Source organism: Phytohabitans kaempferiae, from assembly GCF_042433955.1.
In the GTDB taxonomy this organism is placed as follows: domain Bacteria; phylum Actinomycetota; class Actinomycetes; order Mycobacteriales; family Micromonosporaceae; genus Phytohabitans; species Phytohabitans kaempferiae.
Genome location: NZ_JBHLUH010000079.1, coordinates 109,582 through 126,064 on the forward strand (window position 1 = coordinate 109,582; position 16,483 = coordinate 126,064).

At 72.6% G+C, this 16,483-nt stretch carries 16 protein-coding genes; 10 read left to right on the forward strand and 6 right to left on the reverse strand.

Going from position 1 to position 16,483, the window contains the following annotated elements:
- Positions 1–25 precede the first annotated feature (25 nt).
- Genes ACFFIA_RS36955 through surE form a run of 3 tightly spaced genes read left to right on the forward strand, consistent with a single transcriptional unit; the run spans position 26 to position 2,264 of the window.
- On the forward strand, positions 26–532 hold the full coding sequence (locus ACFFIA_RS36955) for a hypothetical protein (protein WP_377260508.1): 507 nt from the start codon (positions 26–28) through the stop codon (positions 530–532).
- The gene (locus tag ACFFIA_RS36960; protein WP_377260509.1) at positions 529–1,458 is read left to right on the forward strand and encodes a 1-phosphofructokinase family hexose kinase; all 930 of its coding nucleotides are present in this window, start codon (positions 529–531) and stop codon (positions 1,456–1,458) included. Before ACFFIA_RS36955 ends, ACFFIA_RS36960 begins: the two co-directional genes overlap by 4 nt.
- The gene (gene surE, locus ACFFIA_RS36965; RefSeq protein WP_377260511.1) at positions 1,455–2,264 is read left to right on the forward strand and encodes a 5'/3'-nucleotidase SurE; all 810 of its coding nucleotides are present in this window, start codon (positions 1,455–1,457) and stop codon (positions 2,262–2,264) included. The genes ACFFIA_RS36960 and surE overlap by 4 nt, the downstream gene beginning before the upstream one ends.
- On the opposite strand, the gene ACFFIA_RS36970 is transcribed toward surE, so the two are convergent.
- On the reverse strand, positions 2,261–3,106 hold the full coding sequence (locus ACFFIA_RS36970) for a serine/threonine-protein kinase (protein WP_377260513.1): 846 nt from the start codon (positions 3,104–3,106) through the stop codon (positions 2,261–2,263). The two genes, surE and ACFFIA_RS36970, sit on opposite strands and share 4 nt — an antisense overlap.
- A gap of 124 nt (positions 3,107–3,230) precedes the next feature.
- A complete protein-coding gene (locus ACFFIA_RS36975; protein WP_377260515.1) occupies positions 3,231–3,599 on the reverse strand; it encodes an STAS domain-containing protein in 369 nt (122 codons plus the stop codon).
- Between the two features lie 710 nt (positions 3,600–4,309).
- Between ACFFIA_RS36975 and ACFFIA_RS36980 the strand changes: the two genes are divergently transcribed.
- The gene (locus ACFFIA_RS36980; protein ID WP_377260517.1) at positions 4,310–5,020 is read left to right on the forward strand and encodes a helix-turn-helix transcriptional regulator; all 711 of its coding nucleotides are present in this window, start codon (positions 4,310–4,312) and stop codon (positions 5,018–5,020) included.
- Here ACFFIA_RS36980 and ACFFIA_RS36985 read toward each other — a convergent pair.
- Positions 4,962–5,270, reverse strand: a complete 309-nt coding sequence (locus ACFFIA_RS36985; protein ID WP_377260518.1) for a hypothetical protein — start codon at positions 5,268–5,270, stop codon at positions 4,962–4,964. The genes ACFFIA_RS36980 and ACFFIA_RS36985 overlap by 59 nt on opposite strands.
- A 312-nt stretch (positions 5,271–5,582) precedes the next feature.
- On the opposite strand from ACFFIA_RS36985, the gene ACFFIA_RS36990 reads away from it, so the two are divergent.
- The 3 genes from ACFFIA_RS36990 (at position 5,583) to ACFFIA_RS37000 (ending at position 9,030) form a co-directional block, all read left to right on the forward strand.
- Complete coding sequence (locus tag ACFFIA_RS36990) at positions 5,583–7,859, forward strand: sensor histidine kinase (RefSeq protein WP_377260520.1); 2,277 nt, start codon at positions 5,583–5,585, stop codon at positions 7,857–7,859.
- A complete protein-coding gene (locus ACFFIA_RS36995) occupies positions 7,838–8,533 on the forward strand; it encodes a response regulator (protein ID WP_377260522.1) in 696 nt (231 codons plus the stop codon). The genes ACFFIA_RS36990 and ACFFIA_RS36995 overlap by 22 nt, the downstream gene beginning before the upstream one ends.
- 167 nt (positions 8,534–8,700) lie before the next feature.
- Positions 8,701–9,030, forward strand: coding sequence for a hypothetical protein (locus ACFFIA_RS37000; RefSeq protein WP_377260524.1), 330 nt, complete (start codon positions 8,701–8,703; stop codon positions 9,028–9,030).
- Positions 9,031–9,088: 58 nt separating this feature from the next.
- On the opposite strand, the gene ACFFIA_RS37005 is transcribed toward ACFFIA_RS37000, so the two are convergent.
- Positions 9,089–10,312, reverse strand: coding sequence for an ROK family transcriptional regulator (locus tag ACFFIA_RS37005; protein ID WP_377260526.1), 1,224 nt, complete (start codon positions 10,310–10,312; stop codon positions 9,089–9,091).
- 225 nt (positions 10,313–10,537) lie between these two features.
- Here ACFFIA_RS37005 and ACFFIA_RS37010 point away from each other — a divergent pair, with 225 nt between their 5' ends.
- The 3 genes from ACFFIA_RS37010 (at position 10,538) to ACFFIA_RS37020 (ending at position 14,529) form a co-directional block, all read left to right on the forward strand.
- Positions 10,538–12,880, forward strand: a complete 2,343-nt coding sequence (locus tag ACFFIA_RS37010; protein ID WP_377260528.1) for a putative bifunctional diguanylate cyclase/phosphodiesterase — start codon at positions 10,538–10,540, stop codon at positions 12,878–12,880.
- Between the two features lie 161 nt (positions 12,881–13,041).
- A complete protein-coding gene (locus tag ACFFIA_RS37015; RefSeq protein ID WP_377260530.1) occupies positions 13,042–13,881 on the forward strand; it encodes a helix-turn-helix domain-containing protein in 840 nt (279 codons plus the stop codon).
- Positions 13,882–13,947: 66 nt separating this feature from the next.
- Positions 13,948–14,529: a dihydrofolate reductase family protein gene (locus ACFFIA_RS37020; protein ID WP_377260532.1), complete on the forward strand. Its 582-nt coding sequence runs from the start codon at positions 13,948–13,950 to the stop codon at positions 14,527–14,529.
- Between the two features lie 145 nt (positions 14,530–14,674).
- Here the strand turns inward: ACFFIA_RS37020 and ACFFIA_RS37025 are convergent, their stop codons facing one another.
- Both ACFFIA_RS37025 and ACFFIA_RS37030 read right to left on the reverse strand, forming a co-directional pair.
- Positions 14,675–14,971: a hypothetical protein gene (locus tag ACFFIA_RS37025; protein ID WP_377260664.1), complete on the reverse strand. Its 297-nt coding sequence runs from the start codon at positions 14,969–14,971 to the stop codon at positions 14,675–14,677.
- 104 nt (positions 14,972–15,075) lie between these two features.
- The gene (locus ACFFIA_RS37030; RefSeq protein ID WP_377260534.1) at positions 15,076–16,461 is read right to left on the reverse strand and encodes an MFS transporter; all 1,386 of its coding nucleotides are present in this window, start codon (positions 16,459–16,461) and stop codon (positions 15,076–15,078) included.
- Between the last annotated feature and the right edge of the window lie 22 nt (positions 16,462–16,483).

A 16,483-nucleotide genomic window follows, 5' to 3' on the forward strand; every position in this document is an offset into this window, starting at 1 on the left:
CCGCCGTCCAGCGAGCATCGGGGGCATGACTATCACCCCGTCCTGGCGCAAGGCGCTGCTCACGCTGCACGTGGTCTCCGCGGTGGGGTGGCTCGGCGCCGACATGGTGCTGCTGACCCTGAGCATCGCCGGGCGGACCGGCGCCGACCCGGCGGTCGTGTACCCGGCGATCGGGCTCGTGGGCTCGACGCTGCTGGTGCCGATCAGCGTGCTCTCCTGGCTGGTCGGCGTGGCCAGCGCGCTGCTCACCCGGTGGGGCCTGGTGCGCCACTGGTGGGTCGTGGTCAAGCTGGCGGTCACCACGATCCTGACCACGCTGGTGCTCTTCGCGCTGTGGCCGGGGCTGCGCGAGGCGACCGCGCTCGGCGCCGCCCTCCCCCAGGAGACCCGGGACCAGCTGCTGGTCGCGCCCAGCGTGTCCTTCGTGGCGCTGACCGCGCTGACCGCCATCTCCGCGTACAAACCCTGGGGGCGCACGTCGCGGCGCCGCACGGGCGTAGCCAGCGCCCCGGTGGGGAACAAGGGGGCATGACGAGCCACGTCCTGGTGTTCGCGCCCGCCCCGCAGCTCACCGTGACCGTCGAGCATGCCGGCGACGCGGCGGAGATCCACGTGCACCCCGGGGGCCAGGGCGTCTGGCAGGCCCGGATGATCACCGAGCTGGGGCCGTCGGTGGTGATGTGCGCGGCCGTCGGCGGCGAGATCGGGAAGGTGCTCCAGGCCCTGATCGCCGCCGAGGGCATCGAGCTGCGGGCGGTCACGCGCGAGGCGACCAGCGGCGGATACGTGCACGACCGGCGGGACGGCTCGCGCAGCGAGATCGCCGAGGTGGCCGGCGAGCCGCTCAACCGGCACGAGCTGGACGAGCTCTACAGCCTCACGCTCGCCGCCGCCATGCAGGCGCCCGTGGCGGTGCTGAGCGGGCCTGCCGACCCCTCGGTGCTGTCCGCGGACACGTACCGGCGGCTCGCCGTCGACCTCGGCGGCAACGGCGTCAAGGTCGTGGCGGACCTCTCCGGCGACCACCTGGAAGCGGTGCTGAGAGGGCGCCCCTACCTCGTCAAGGTCAGCCACGAGGAGCTGATCGCCGACGGGAGGGCCAAGGACGACAGCGAGGCCGAGCTGGTCACCGCGCTGTACGGCCTGCACGACGACGGCGCCGAGGCGGTGCTCGTGAGCCGGGCCGACAAGGGCGCGCTGGCGCTGCTGGACGGGGAGGCGTACCAGGTGGAGCCGCCCCGCCTGGAGGCGGCCGACCCGCGCGGCGCCGGCGACTCGATGACCGCGGGCGTTGCGGCCGTACTGGCCCAGGGCGGCGACACGGCCACCGCCGTGCGGACCGGCGCCGCCGCCGGCGCGCTCAACGTGACCCGCCACGGGCTGGGCAGCGGGCGCGCGGACGCCGTACGCAGCCTGGTCGACCGGGTGCGGCTCACGAAGCTGGAGGATTCGCGATGAGGGTCCTGGTCACCAACGACGACGGTATCGACGCGCCCGGCCTCCGCGCGCTGGCGCGGGCGCTGGCCGACACCGGCGCTGATGTGGTGGTGGCCGCGCCCAGCCAGGAGGCGAGCGGCATGAGCGCCGCGATGACCGCGGTCGAGGAGGACGGGCGCATCGTCGTGGTCGCGCACACGCTCGACGGGCTGGACGGCGTGGAGGCGTACGGCGTGGCCGGCTCCCCCGCGTTCATCGCGCTGATCTCCGCGAGGGGCGCCTTCGGACCCGCCCCCGACCTGGTCTTCTCCGGCATCAACCGGGGCGCCAACGCGGGCCTGGCGGTGCTGCACTCGGGTACGGTCGGCGCCGCGTTCACCGCCTCGGACAACGGCTCCCGGGCGCTGGCGGTATCGCTGGACGTACTGACCGCCGGCTCGGCCTCGGCAGCGAGCGGCGGGGCGGCCGCGCTGCACCTCGCCGCCGACGAGCAGCGGCACTGGTGGAGCGCCGCGGCCATCGCCGCCGACCTGCTGCCCGCGCTCGCCGACCTCCCGGAGGGCGCCGTCCTCAACCTCAACGTGCCGGACCTCCCCCGCGACAAGATCAAGGGGGTACGCCGCGCGCGGCTGGCCCGCTTCGGCCAGGTGCAGATGGCGGTCGCCGAGGTCGGCCACGGCTACGTGCGTACCACGATCGAGGAGTCGGGCGCCCGGCGCGAGGAGGGCACCGACCTGGCACTGCTCGCCGAGGGGTACGCCACCGTCACCGTCGTACGCGCGGTCAGCGAGTTGGACGTCGACCTGCCCGTCGCCGGACCGGCCTAATTGGACGACGACAGGCTCGGCAGCAGGTCCCACAGCGCGAACGCGGCATCGCGGCTGCTCGGCCGGTCGGCGGGGCGCTTGGTCATGCACGACCGGCACATGTCGGCGACCTCACGGGGCAGCCCGGCGACCGCCAGCACCGGCGTCGGTGCCAGGTGGCGCACGTGCGGCGACTCCAGCGACCCCGGATACGGCGAGCGGCCGGTCAGCATCTGGTAGAGCAGCACGCCCAGCGCGTACACGTCGTCGCCGGGCTGAGCCGCGCTGGTGACCGGATGCGTGGGCACCTGGGGGCGGCGGGGCACGGTCGTGCGGGTCACCCGAGGGCGGTCGTTGCGCGGGCGGTCCACAGTGGTCGCCAATCCGAAGTCGATGATCTTCACGCCGTCACGGGTCAGCATGATGTTGTCGACGGTGAGGTCGCGGTGTACGAAACCCCGGCGGTGCGCCACCGCCAGCACGTCGGCGACGGTCGCGGCGATGCGCACGGCCTCGTCCCACGGCAGCGCGCCCTCGGCCAGCCGGTCGGCGAGCGAGACGCCGGTGAGCAACTCCATCACCATGTACGGCGCGACGGCCCCGTCCGGCAGTCGCGTGTCGCCGAAGTCGTAGATGCGCGGCACGCTCGGATGCCGCAACCGCTGCGTGATCAACGCCTCGCGCCGGACGTTGTCTTGCGCGCGGGCGTCGTCGGCGAGAGCCGGCGACAACACCTTGACGGCGAGCGGGCGCGGGGAGACCGCATCCACTGCCGCGTAGACGACCGACACACCTCCGCGCCCGATCGGCCGCAAGACGATGTACCGCCCGACGATGGCGGTGCCCATCCGCAGCAGCGTCACGCCACCGGACTATTCCGTACAGGCTGGATGATTTACAAGGCCCAGTTACGTGTCGCATAACATCGACAGATGTCTCGTACGCTGCGCGATTAGCCTGTCACGCGCGGGATGACGACGGCGCCGGTCAGACGCCTGGCGACTGCACCTCGGACGCTGGCGCGGCACCGGCGAAGTAGGGCTCGGGCGCGCCGAAGAGGCCGAGCAGCCCGGTGACCCACAACTGGCGGTGCACGAACCGGCTCGGCTCGGTCACCAGCAGCTTGACCCCGGACACCTCGGCGGTCTGGAACCCGGCGACCATCGCGCTGATGCCCACCGAATCGATGAAGGTGACCAGCCTCATGTTGAGCTCGATGCGGGCCGGCCGGCTCTTGGTGAGCACCGCCGCCACCGCTTCACGCACCTCGTGCGCCGTGTCGACATCGATCTCTCCGCGCGGAGCAATCTCCACTACACCATCGGGTGACACCGACGTCACGATGGACAGGCTCACGCCGCCTCCTCGCAGGCTCGAAGGTGCCGCTCACGCGAGCCGCCGAGCCAGAGGCTCCGCATGCTCCGCTCACTCACCCCGAGCACCTCCACTCACCTGGGGAACCCCCAGGCATCTCGTCAGTACGCGGGCCGCGACCGAGCGTATTCCCCCGCTCCGCCTGCCGCCAGCCCCCGGTGGCGGCAATGTTTCCGGTCTCCCGGTGACAAAAGCGCCCAACCCGGACAGTCGACATCATATTTACCCACGGCCCCACGCACGAAACTACCCACCAGGGTACCGGGGTACGCCACTGGAATCGCCGGGCGAGCGGAGTGAATTGTGTTGATCATCGGCCCCCGCGGCGGAAATGCTGCGGCGTCGGGACGAATATTCCGTGAGGGATGCCACAGTGTGAACGATGTCAGCGACTGACATGTAGCCCACGCCACACCGGCCCCGCCTCCGGCGTCCCTCCCCATCGGACAACACATCGACGGCATGAGGGCCAGGTCAGCCGATCAGCCCAGCGTGATCATGCGGTCGGCACATGCAACCACCACGATAAGGCACTACCACTGATGAAAGTTGCAGCTTCCTGTTGACCAGCCCCGGGAGGCCGTGCAAATACTCCCGGTATGCGGGAGACTACCCAATGCGTACTCATCGCTAAGCCATGCGGGCCAGGGTCTAAGCGCGTTCCCCGCCTGCGGGTCGTCCACTACGGTCCGGTGGTCCCGCCCGTCATGGCCGCGCCGCCGCCCGCCGGTCCGGACACCACGCCGATGGCCGCGCTGCCCACCGAGGCCGACCTGAGCACCGGCGCCGGACGCAGCCTGGCCCGGCTGCTCGCGTTGCTGCGCGCCGAGATCAACGACCCGGAAGGGCTGATCTACCAGCCGCTGCTGGTCGGGCGCCTGTGGCACGCCGTGCTGAGCGGTCTGCTGACGGCGACCGTCGACCGCTGCCGCGAGGACCGGGCCCTGGCGGAGCGCACCATCCGCCCCCGCGCGGTCAAGCGGGCGATCGACGCGATGGAGGCCGAGCCGGAGCGGGCGTTCACCTCCGCCTCGCTCGCGGCGATCTCCGGCTGCAGCGTCCGCACGTTGCAGGAGGGGTTCCGGCGGCACGTCGGCATCCCGCCGATGGCCTATCTGCGCCGGCTGCGGCTGGCCCAGGCCCACGCCGACCTGCGCGCCGCCGACCCCGGCGAGACGACGGTGGCGTGCGTGGCGCACCGGTGGGGCTTCGCGCACCTCGGCCGGTTCGCCGCCGCCTACCGGGCTGAGTACGGTCGGCCGCCCGCCGACACGCTGCACGACCAGTCGCCGCCCGGCCCGATCCGCGACATCGCCAAGCCACGGTCCGGGCGGGGCCGGGGGGCTACTCTCCCGGGTCGCCGTGGCTCAGCAGCGCCATCCGGCGCACGGGGACACCGTTGAGCGACTCGCCGGTGGACGGCTCGCCAGTGGCCGGCTCGCCGGCCAGCGCGTGCACGTACGCGGCGACCCGGTCGACCGCCTGGCGCCCGTCGCGGAGGGTCAGCGCCAGCGGAGACTCCCAGCCCGCCGCCATGCCCAGCAGGGTCGCGTGGGCAGCGTCGTAGCTGGCCAGAAACTTGGCCGCCTCGTCCAGCGCATGCGCCGCCCGGCTCAGGTCCCGCCGCACCTCAACCTCAACCTCGTCGATCATGACCGACTCCCCCACTCGAGCCATGCCGGCGCTGGCCAGGTCGCGGGCAGACGACCCGGACCAGCACCCAGGGAAATACATCCGGTGCGAACCTAAGCACGCACAGTCACTCGGTCGAGCCGATACACGCGGAGCCTGTCCACAATGCGCAGCGTTAAGACCACAACAAGCGCAGGTTGTAGCCGGTGCCCGCCCGGTCCGGTGGTGAGCCTGCGAAGGACCGGCGGGACATGCCTAGGCCCAGAGGTATAGGTCTCCTACGACCTCGGCTGGATGCCCGAGGTGGAGGCCGCGTCCTATCGTCGTACCGTCATGGTGGTCCTGCGAAGCTGGTTGCTGCCCGCACTGCTGGCCGCCGGCCAGGCGGCGCTGTGGCCGGGCATCCCGCTGCTGCTCGGGAGGCCCCTCGACCGCGTGGAGGTGGCCGGGGCGCTGGCCGCGACCGTGCTGGCCACCGTCGCGCTCGGCTGGCGGCGCCGGTCGCCGGTCGCGGCGCTCGCCGTGATCATTCCGGCGCTGACGCTCGGGCTGATCGCCACGCCCCGCGACGCGCTGCTCGTGCTCATCTTCACCGACGTCATCGCCCTGTACTCGGTCGGCGTGCGCCGGCCGGCCCGGGTCACGTTCGCCGTCACGGTCACGCTGATCGCCTGGCAGGCCGCGGTCGGGATCCTCCTGTACCACGACGTCCGGGAGTACTTCGGCAACGTGGTGATCACCGTCGTCGTCTACCTGCTCGCGGCCGGCCTGGGACGCAGCCGGCGGCGGTGGCGGGCGGCCCGGCGGGAGGCGGCCGACCGGCTCGCCCGGGCCGAGACCGACCGCCGCCAGGCGTCCGTGCAGGAGCGCCAGCGGCTGGCCCGCGAGCTGCACGACGTGAGCGCCCACCACCTGACGTCCATTGTGGTCACCGCCACCGCGGCCCAGCGGCTCGCCGGCCGCCGGCCGGAGCTGGCGGCCGAGGCGCTGGAGTTCGCCGCGCGTACCGGGCGGGAGACCCAGTCCGCCCTGCACCGGCTGGTCGCCGTCATGCGCGGCGTCGAGCTGGAGGGCGGATCGGGTTTGGGCGCCCGGATCGAGGAGCTGGCGGCCGGGTTCGCCGCGCTCGGCCAGCCGGTCACGACCCGGGTCAGCGCCGCACCGATCACCGGCCCGGTCGCCGAGGCCGCGTACGGCATCGCCCGCGAGGCACTCACCAACGCGCTGCGCCACGCGCCCGGCGGCGCGGTCGAGGTGACGCTCGGCCAGCGCGACGGCCTCCTGGAGGTGGTGGTGGCCAACAGCGCCGCCTCGGCACCGGGCGCCGCCGGCGGGCTCGGCTCCGGGAGCGGCATCGACGGCATGCGCGAGCGCGCGGAGTCTGCCGGGGGCACGCTGGAGGCCGGCCCCCAGCCGGACGGCGGATGGCGCGTGCGGGCGCTGCTGCCCGAGTCCATCACCTCGACAATGGATCGTTCGCTGCGCCGGACGAGAGGGCCGCGCCTGGCCGACATCGCGGTGGCGCTCGCCGCCGGCGTGCTGCCGGTGGCGCTCATGCTCATACCCGATCCCACGATGCCCCGGGTCGGCGCGAGCGCGGCGGCGCTGGCCACCATGCTGGCGGCCGCGCACGCGCTCCCGCTGCTGTGGCGCCGACGCGCGCCGTGGCCGGTGCTGGGCGCCGTGCTCGCCACCACCGCGCTCTGGCCGCTGGTGGCCGCCCTCGAACTGCTGCCGGCCACCGCCACGGCGGCGCTCTTCGCCGGCATCGGCTCCGACCTCGTCGCGGTGTACGCGGTCGCCGCGCGCGGGCGGCCACGCCACCTCACCTGGCTCTGCGTGCCGCTGGTGGGCGGCGTACACGCGGCGGTCACGGTGCTCACGTACGCGCTCGACGGCTGGCTGCTGGAGCAGCCGATCTCGCCGGGCCTGATGGTCATCCTGATCGCCCCGACGGCCGTGCCGTTCCTCGCGGTCATCGTCCCGGTGTGGACGGCGGGGTTCATGGTCCGGCTGCGCCGCGACGGTGTCGTGTCCCGGGAGCGGCGGGCGGTGGCGGCCTCGACGGCCGGCGCGGTCGAGCTGGCCTACGCAGAGCGGCTGCGGATCGCCGCCGGGCTGCGCGCCGCCGTGCTCCGGCACGCCGCGCAGGTCACCGCCGCGGCCGAGGGCGGCCGGCTGGACGAGGTACTCGACTCCGCGCGGGCCGCGCTGGCCGCGATGCGCGACCTGCTCGGCGACCTCCGGGTCGACCCCGAGCGGGCGCCGCAGCCGACCGCGGCCGCGATCGACGCCCTCTGCCGCGAGCTGAGCGCGGCCGGGCGGCGCGTGGAACTGCACTCCCCCACGCCGGCACCGGCACTGCCACCGGCGGTGGACGTGTCCGCGTACCGCGTCGTGGAGACCGCCCTCGGCGCGGGCGACGCCGGCCCGGCGCGGGTGACGCTCGGCTACGGCCCGGCGGATCTGCGGATCACGGTGACCGGTGTACCCTCCGCTACCGCCGGCCCGGTCGCGGCCGGGCTGCGGGCGCGGGTCGCGGCGATCGGAGGGCGCATGACGGTGGACCAGACCGGGACGATGGACGTATGGCTGCCGTCCCGGTCCTGACCCGCGTACTCGTCGTCGACGACCAGCCGGTCGTGCGCGCCGGGTTCGCCGCGATCCTCGACGCCGAGCCCGACCTGTCCGTGGTGGGCATGGCCGCCGACGGCGCGGCCGCGGTCGAGCTGGCCGGCAGCCTCCGCCCTGACGTGGTGGTGATGGACATCCGGATGCCGGGCATGGACGGGCTGACCGCCACGCGCCTGCTCACCGCCGAGCCGGATCCGCCGCGCGTGCTGGTGCTGACCACCTTCGACCTGGACGCGTACGTCTTCGAGGCGCTGCGCGCGGGCGCCTCCGGCTTCCTGCTCAAGGACGCCAACCCCGACGACCTGCTCGCCGCGATCCGGGTCGTCGCGGCCGGCGACGGGATGCTCGCGCCGGCGGTGACCCGCCGCCTGATCGCCGCCTTCGCCGGCGGTACGGTCGCCCCGCCGCCGGACACGGCACCGCCGCCGGGGCTCACGCCGCGGGAGCGCGAGGTGCTCACGCTGGTCGCGAGTGGACTGTCCAATGCGGAGATCGGCGAGCGCCTCGGGGTCGCGACCGGCACGGTCAAGACCCACGTCAACGCCCTGCTCTCCAAGCTCGGCGTGCGCGACCGCGTGCAGGCCACCATCTTCGCGTACGACATGGGGCTGGTCCGCCCGCGCGGGACGGCGCCGCCGGCCGGTCGCTAGCGCGGGCCGCGGAGGGGCGACGCGGGCGTCGAGCGTGGCCCCTCCCGCCGGGGGTCATCGCGTGGCGTTTCCGGTCACACGGTATAGCCGAGCTCTACCCAGCGATACAGAGCGAACTCCTTGTCCGGCATGACGATTCGCACCTCGGCCGTTCGTAGGGTCATTCCATGATCGAACGGAACGACCCGAGCACTCCCATCCTCGCCTCCGCGGCGGTGGTCGCCGGCCTGACCGCGGTGACACTCATCGTCCTCGGCTTCTGGCTGCACGGCTGGGTACCGGCCTCCGACGGGCCCCGGTTCACCGATCCTGGCTGGTGGCTGGGAGTGTTCAGCCAGATCGGCGGCTATCTGGTGCTGGGCAAGAGCGGCTTCAAGATCGGGCTCGCGGTCGTACTCGGCGTGACGGGCCTGGCGGTGTGGCTGCGCGAGCGGCACCGGAAGCGCCTCGACACCAAACCCGCCACTCCCGAAGACGACACGGACGAGCCGCGCTGAACGGGGTCGCGGGACCGCTGGAGACACCGCGGGCGCGGCCGGGTCCGTGAAACCGGCCCTACGCCTTCGCGCGGTCGAGCACGCCCAGCGGGTCGGCCAGCAGGTCGGCGAAGGCCAGCTCGGCCGCACCGACCAATGTGGAGTCGTCGCCCAACGCCGAGGTGCGCAGCCGCACGCGCTCGCGGGCGACCGGCAGCACGTTGGTGGCGATGCGGTGGCGCACCTGGGGCGCGGCGCCGGGGTACACGTCGCGGAGCATGCCACCGAAAATGACCATGCCGGGGTTGAAGAGGTTGATCAGGTTGGCCACCCCGATGCCGAGCCAGTCGCCGATCCGGCGCAGCGCCTCGCGTGCCACCGGGTCACCGCGGTCGGCGTCGTCGACCACCGCGCGCAGCGCGTCGCGCCCCCACAGGTCGGGCGGGCGGCCGGCGGCGTCGAGCAGCGCCCGCTCGCCCACCTCGGCCTCCAGGCAGCCGTACGAGCCGCATCCGCAGGGGCGCCCGTCGTACGGGTTGACCACCATGTGCCCCAGCTCGCAGCCGTAACCGCCGTCGCCGTCGAGCAGCTTGCCGCCGACGATGATGCCGCCGCCCACGCCGACGTCGCCGTGCAGGTAGAGCAGGTTTTGCAGGCCGACGCCGGCGCCGCGCTGCTGCTCGGCCTGCGCGCCAAGGTGCGCCTCGTTGCCCACCGGTACGGGGATGCCCAGCCCCAGCCGGCGGCTCAGCTCGGCGCCGAACGCCTGGTCGACCCAGCCCATGTCAGGTCCGAAGCGGACCATCCCGTCGCCGGGGCGGATCATCCCGCAGTACGAGGCGCCGATGCCCACGCACACCGACTCCGCCGGGGCCGCCTCGTGCAACTGGCGGCCGAAGCGGGCCAGCACCTCCACCACGTGGTCGAGGTCGGCGCCGGCCCGCGCGCGTACGGCCTCCCGCCGGTCGAGCACCGCCCCGCCGAGCCCGACCCGCGCGGCCACCAGCCGGTCGACCGCGACGTCGAAGGCGAGCACGTACGCCCAGTTGGGCCGGACCCGCACCAGGAACGAAGGGCGCCCGGCCCGGCCGGTGTCGGTGGGCGACTCCTCGTGGACGAGGCCGGCAGCGCTGAGCTGTGCGGTGAGCGCCATGATCGTGCTGCGGTTGAGCCCCATCCGCCCGGCCAGCTCGGCGCGCGTCAGTGACCCGCCCAGGTGCAGGTGGCGCAGCAGGATGCCGACCTTGTGCCGGTGGATCTGCTCCTGCGCCATCCCGACCACCGGCGTCGGGGTTCTCGACATTGGGGACCTCGCCACGGGGACTTTTACAGGATCGTAAATGGCTACCGTCCGGCGCCGCCAGCACTCCAGACGGAGGGAAAACTACCGATTGGTCCGTAGGTACGAACTGCGATGGAGCAGTAGACTCACGGCGCTGCCTTCCCGTTTTTGGCCGCACTCGGGGGTTCCGACTCGACCAGGGGAAATGGGACGAAGATCGTGATCGGTGCGCCGCGGCGTGCGTGGTTGATCGTTCTGGCTGGCGGCCTGACGCTGGTCGTCGCGGCCTGGCCACTCCCCCACGCGGCCGCCGCCCCGATCTGGATCATCACCCAGCTGGTCACCGTCGGCGTGGCGACCTACGCCCTGACCAGGCGCGAGGCACTGCACCGCTCCGGCTGGTGGGTCCTGCTCGCCAGTTGCGGCCTCGGCCTCGCCAGCGGCGCCCTGCACGTGGTGCCGGCCGACGCGCTCTCCGACGCCGCCTGGCCGATCGCCCTGGCCGCCCGCTCCGCACTCTTCGTGATGGGGCTGATCCTGCTGCTCGGCGTGCGCCGGGCACAGCCGGCCGACCAAAACCTCCTCGACGCCGCGATCGTCGCCGCCGGCCTGGCGATCGTCGCCTGGGCGTTCCTGATCCAGCCGTGGCTCGGCAAGGAGCCGCCGGACGGGCGATACACCGGGATGATCGCCTGCTTCGGCGCGCTCGACCTGCTGCTGCTGAGCCTGCTGTTACGGATCGTCACCATCCCCGCCTCGCGCACTCCAACGATGCTGTTGCTGGCGCTCGGTGCCGCCGTGGTGCTCGCGGCCGATCTCTCCTCGATCACGCGCGTGAGCCGCGACGGCCTCGACGGCTTCCAGCCCGGTGGGCTGGTCTTCACGGCCTGGCAGCTCTGTGGCGTCCTGGTGGCCGCGGCCGCGCTCCACCCCTCGTACGGCGTGGGCTACCGCCGCATCGACGGTGGCACCGAAGACGTGCTGCCCCGTGCCCGGTTCGTCGCGTTCGTCGCGGTGGCACTCTTCGCCCCGGTCGTACCGGTGATCGGCCTCGTCACCTCCGGCCTGGTCCCGCAGGACACTCTGCCCGCGCTCGTCGGCGCGGCGGTGCTCACCTGCATCCTGCTGGTCCTGCTGGTCGTGCGGCTGGGAAACTTCGCCCGCCTGGCCTTCCGCCGGGCCGGCGCGATGAACGTGCAGTCCGCCGCCCTGATGGTCCAGGCCACCGTGCTCCAGCAGGCGCTCGATGACCAGCATGCCCTGCAGAAGGAGCTGGCCCACCGCGCGCTGCACGACCCGCTGACCGGGCTGGCCAACCGGGCGCTGCTGGCCGAGCGGCTGGAGCAGGTCCTGCTCGACAGCGCCCGCGGCCCCGGCGGGCTGCTCCTCATCGACCTCGACGGCTTCAAGGACGTCAACGACACGCTCGGCCACCCCGTCGGCGACGAGTTGCTCGTCCGGGTCGGGCGGCGGCTGCGGGTCGCGGCGGAGTGCGCCGACACGGTGGCCCGGCTGGGCGGCGACGAGTTCGCGGTGCTGCTCACCGAGACCGACGCCGACCGGTGCCGGCAGGTCGCCGGGCGGATCATCGAGGTGGTCCGCGACGTGTACCCGCTCGCCGAGCGCCAGGTCTGCCTCGCCGCCAGCGGTGGCCTGCTCATCCTCGACCTGGAGCGCACCGAGCCGGCCGAGGCGCTGCGCGACGCAGACCTCGCGCTGTACGCGGCAAAGGAGGCGGGCAAAAACCAGGTCGTCGAGTTCAGCCCGCGGATGCGCGAGTCCCGCATGCGCCACGCCGAGCTGGCCGCGAGCCTGCGTGCCGCGCTGGCCGCCGACGCGCTGACCGTGCTGTACCAGCCGATCGTCGACCTGCGCTCGGGCCAGCCGGTCGCGCTGGAGGCGCTGCTGCGGTGGCGTACGGCGGATGGGCGGGACGTGCCGCCCAGCCAGTTCATCGCGGTGGCGGAGGAGATCGGGCTGGTCCTCGACGTCGGCTCGAAGGTGCTGCGCGACGCCACCGCGCACGCCGCCCTCTGGCACGCCCGGCACGACGTGGCGGTCAGCGTCAACGTGTCGGCGCGGCAGCTGGCCTCGCCGGCGTTCGCGGCCGACGTGCTCAGCGTGCTCGCCGACCGTTCGCTGCCACCAGGCGCGCTCATCATCGAGCTCACCGAGACGGTGCTGGTCGAGGCGGCCGGCGCCGCGGGCGAGCTGGCCCACCGCACGCTGACCACGCTGCGCGAGCACGGCGTGCGGATCGCGGTCGACGACTTCGGCACCGGCTACTCCTCGCTGGCCTACCTCCAGCGCCTGCCGATCGACATCCTGAAGATCGACCACTCGTTCACCGCGACGCTCGACTCGCCCAGCGAGCGGGGCCAGCGCTTCGTCGGCGCCATCCTGGGGCTCGGGCTGAGCCTCGACGTACCGACGGTCGCCGAGGGCGTGGAGACGCCCCGCCAGGCAGCGCTGCTGCGCGAGCTGGGCTGCCCGCTGGCCCAGGGCTACCACTTCGCCCGGCCCTGCCCGCCCGAAGGCGTGCTCGACTACCTCTCCACGCCGGTCGCACTGCGCGCGTCCCTGACGTAGACAGCGCCCGGCGCGGGCTCGGTTTCCACACCGCGATCGACATGATGGAGGTCATCCGGCAGCGGGCGCCGGCTCGATGCTGGCGGCAGCGCGGCTGGACCATCCCGGCGCGCGATGCCGGCGGGGTTGATCGCGAACACGGTGGCGGCGATGCTACGGGCGTGGAGTACGTGTCCAGAGTGCCGCGACCGCCGCTGGACGGGTTGATCGACGACCTCTACTACCTGGAGGGTGCGCCGCCGTACGCCCGGCTGACGCTGCCGCCCGCGCCGTCGGCGTTGCTCATCGTCAACCTCGGGGCGCCGTTCCGCATCCGCGGCGGCACCGACATCGAGACAGCCGAGTATGCCGACGGCTGCGTGGTCACCATGCCCACCCGCGCGTGGGAGTTCGGCTACCCACTACGGACCCGGTCCGTCGGCGTGCACTTCAAGCCGTGGGGGCTGGCGCCGTTCCTGCCGATGCCCGCGGCCGAGCTGTGCGACCGGCCGGTGACGATAGAGCAGGTGTGGGGCCGACCCGCCATTGCTGAGCTGCGAGACCGGCTGGCCACGGCGGGCGGACCGCACCAGATGCTGACGCTGCTCGAGGAGGAGCTGAAGCGACGGCTGTGCGAGACCGCCGGCCTGGGGCTGGTCCGCCATACGAGCAGCGTCATCGCGGCGACCAGCGGGGCGGTGCCGATCGGCGACCTGAGGGCGGCAGCCGGTGTCAGCAGCACTCATCTGGCACAGCGGTTCAAGGAGCTCATCGGCGTCACGCCGAAGCGGCTGGCCCGCACCCAGCGCTTCGCCGCCACCTTGCTCGCGATCGACTTCGCCGGACCGATCGACTGGGGCGACGTCGCCGGTGGCGCGGGCTACTTCGACCAGGCCCACTTCGGCCACGAGTTCCGGGCGTTCACCGGGCTCACGCCGACCCGATACGCCGAAGTCCGGCAGCGATTCCTGCGCGAACATCCCGGCAACGCGCTGGACGGCTGGTCGCTGCCGGCCGATTGATTCCTTACAAGAGCGACAGCTCACGACTCGCTAGTTTGGGGGCACCCCAAAGCAGAGGAGAGCACCGTGGGCAAGGTGGTCATGTACAGCTCGGTGTCGGTGGACGGCTTCATCGCAGACGAGCACGACCAGCCCGGACCGCTGTTCGACTGGTTGACCAGCGGCGACGTCCCGTTGGACGAGAGCGGCGAGGTGAAGGTGTCGCAAACGTCCTACGACTACACCCGGCCGTACTGGGACCAGATCGGGGCGACAATCGCCGGCCGCCACGTCTTCGACATGACGGACGGCTGGGACGGGAAGCCTCCGGGCGGGATCGACCACGTGGTCGTCGTGACGCACCGGCCGGCGCCCGAGGGCTGGGACCCCGAGGCACCGTTTCACTTCGTCGACGGCGTCGAGGCAGCCGTGGCCAAGGCGCAGGAGCTTGCGGGTGACCGCATGGTCGAGGTCGCCGCTGGCGACGTCGGTGGCCAGGTGCTTGCCGCGGGCCTGATCGACGAGGTGCGCATGGACGTCGTACCCGTCGTGTTCGGGTCCGGCAAGCGCTACTTCGGGTCGGTCCACGCGCAGCACCTGTTGGAGGATCCTGACGTGGTGATTCAGGCCGACCGGGTGCTTCACCTGCGCTATCGGGTGCGTCGTTGACGATCTGAGCGGCTACGCGAAGAAGTCCACTGCGAACAGTGACACAAGATCGGGCCTCCGGCTGCGTTTGCGCATCGCTGTGCCTGGTCGGGCAGCCGACGCCGATCCGCCCCAGCACCTCACCTGCGGCAAGTTCAACTCAAGATCACTGGTTGCCGGTTTCCGTCGTATCTTTGGCCGACTCCAGGAAGAGCGGCTCTTCGCCAATGTAGGACGTACTCGGGGTCTGAATCCGCCTATCGGGCTCCAGACGCTGGCCGACCACGACCAGGCCGAGCTCATCCGGGCGGCAGAACGTGGTCAGGTCAGGGCAGCCGAAGGTAGCGTCAGGCACGTCGAGGTCTTCCAGATGGGCGGCGTAGGAACCTCCATCCTCGGAAGACCTCCACACCTCCCCCGGGACCCGCGTCGCGAAGCGCTCTGTCCACAATGGTGGGAGCATCCCGCCTCCACCAGCGAGCAAGCCGGGTCGTGAACCGCGGAGGGTGAGGCTGCGGGAGCAGCGGTCTGGACCGCGACGGGCATCGCGGCAGCTCAAATATCGTTTCAGCCGGCGCGGACCTCGTGCGGGATGGCGGGCGCCGGAAGGTCGACGCCGGAGCCGGCACCGCGCGGCAGGGTGATCGTCGGGGCGGCGATGTCGATGTCGCGGGTCTCCTTGGAGTACAGGAAGGCGACCAGCGAGATCAGCGCGGTCACGATGATCCAGCCGGCGACCAGCCAGGGCTCGCCGCCGCCGGCCCGCAGCAGTGCCGCCGCCACCAGGGGCGAGAAGCCGGAGACCACAGCGCCCACTTCGCGTGAAGCGGCAAATCCGGTGTACCGGACGCCGGCCCCGAAGAGCTCGGCGTAGAAGATCGGCTGTACGGCGATCATCGGGGCGAAGCCGAGCGCCATCGCGGTGACCATCGCCAGCCAGATCACCACCGGCTGCCCAGTGCCCACCAGCAGGAAGAGCGGCACCGCGAAGAGGGCGGTGAACACGACGCTGAACAGGTTGAGCGGGCGGCGGCCAACCCGGTCGGCCAGCGCGCCGTACACCGGCTGGAGCGCGATCACGACCACGCTGAACAGGATCACGCCGGTCAGCGCGACGGCGCGGCTCTGCCCCTCCTCGTCGACCAGATACGTGATCATGAATGTGCCGTAGACGTAGACCACGGCGGTGTCGCAGACGTGCGCGCCCACGCCCACCAGGAAGCTGCGCGGATAGCGGCGCAGCGTGGTCAGCACCGGCGACGAGACGATCGTGCGGTCGCGCTCCATCGCCAGGAACACCGGCGACTCGGCGACCCGCAGCCGCACGTACAGCGAGACGAAGATGAGCACGAAGCTGGCCAGGAACGGCAGCCGCCAGCCCCACTCCCGCATCGCCTCGGTGCCGAGCAGTTGCACCAGCAGGAAGGCCACCGTGCCGGCGAGCAGACCCACCTGCACGCCGGTCTGCACGAAGGACGCGTAGAAGGCCCGGCGGTCGCGCGGCGCGTGCTCGGCCAGCAGCGTGGAGGCGCCACCGAACTCGGCGCCGGCCCCCAGCCCCTGGCAGATCCGGGCGGTGACCAGCAGGATCGGGGCGAGCACGCCGACGCTCTCGTATGTCGGCAGCAGCCCCACGATGCCGGTCGCGAAGCCCATCAGCAGCGTGGTCATCACCAGCGTCGAGCGGCGGCCGATCCGGTCGCCGAGCCGGCCGAAGAAGAACCCGCCGAGCGGGCGGAAGATGAACGCCACCCCGAACGTCGCGAACGAGGCGAGAATCCGCACCGGCGGAGACGCGTTGGGGAAGAAGAGGTCACCGAGGACGAGCGCCGCGGCGAGCCCGTAGATGAAGAAGTCGTACCACTCCAGAGCGGTCCCCACCAGGGACGCCACGACCACGCGGCGCAGCTCGGCGCCAGGCCGGGTCGGCGCGGCGGGGGTCGGCGGGGTCACGAGGGGCGCTCCGGCGTCATGG

Coding starts and splice junctions, on each gene's coding strand:
- ACFFIA_RS37025 (WP_377260664.1), bottom strand. CDS start 14,971: ATGCTCCCACCATTGTGGACAGAGCGCTTCGCGACGCGGGTCCCGGGG.
- ACFFIA_RS36960 (WP_377260509.1), top strand. CDS start 529: ATGACGAGCCACGTCCTGGTGTTCGCGCCCGCCCCGCAGCTCACCGTG.
- surE (WP_377260511.1), top strand. CDS start 1,455: ATGAGGGTCCTGGTCACCAACGACGACGGTATCGACGCGCCCGGCCTC.
- ACFFIA_RS36985 (WP_377260518.1), bottom strand. CDS start 5,270: ATGATCGACGAGGTTGAGGTTGAGGTGCGGCGGGACCTGAGCCGGGCG.
- ACFFIA_RS36990 (WP_377260520.1), top strand. CDS start 5,583: ATGGTGGTCCTGCGAAGCTGGTTGCTGCCCGCACTGCTGGCCGCCGGC.
- ACFFIA_RS37005 (WP_377260526.1), bottom strand. CDS start 10,312: ATGTCGAGAACCCCGACGCCGGTGGTCGGGATGGCGCAGGAGCAGATC.
- ACFFIA_RS36955 (WP_377260508.1), top strand. CDS start 26: ATGACTATCACCCCGTCCTGGCGCAAGGCGCTGCTCACGCTGCACGTG.
- ACFFIA_RS36995 (WP_377260522.1), top strand. CDS start 7,838: ATGGCTGCCGTCCCGGTCCTGACCCGCGTACTCGTCGTCGACGACCAG.
- ACFFIA_RS37000 (WP_377260524.1), top strand. CDS start 8,701: ATGATCGAACGGAACGACCCGAGCACTCCCATCCTCGCCTCCGCGGCG.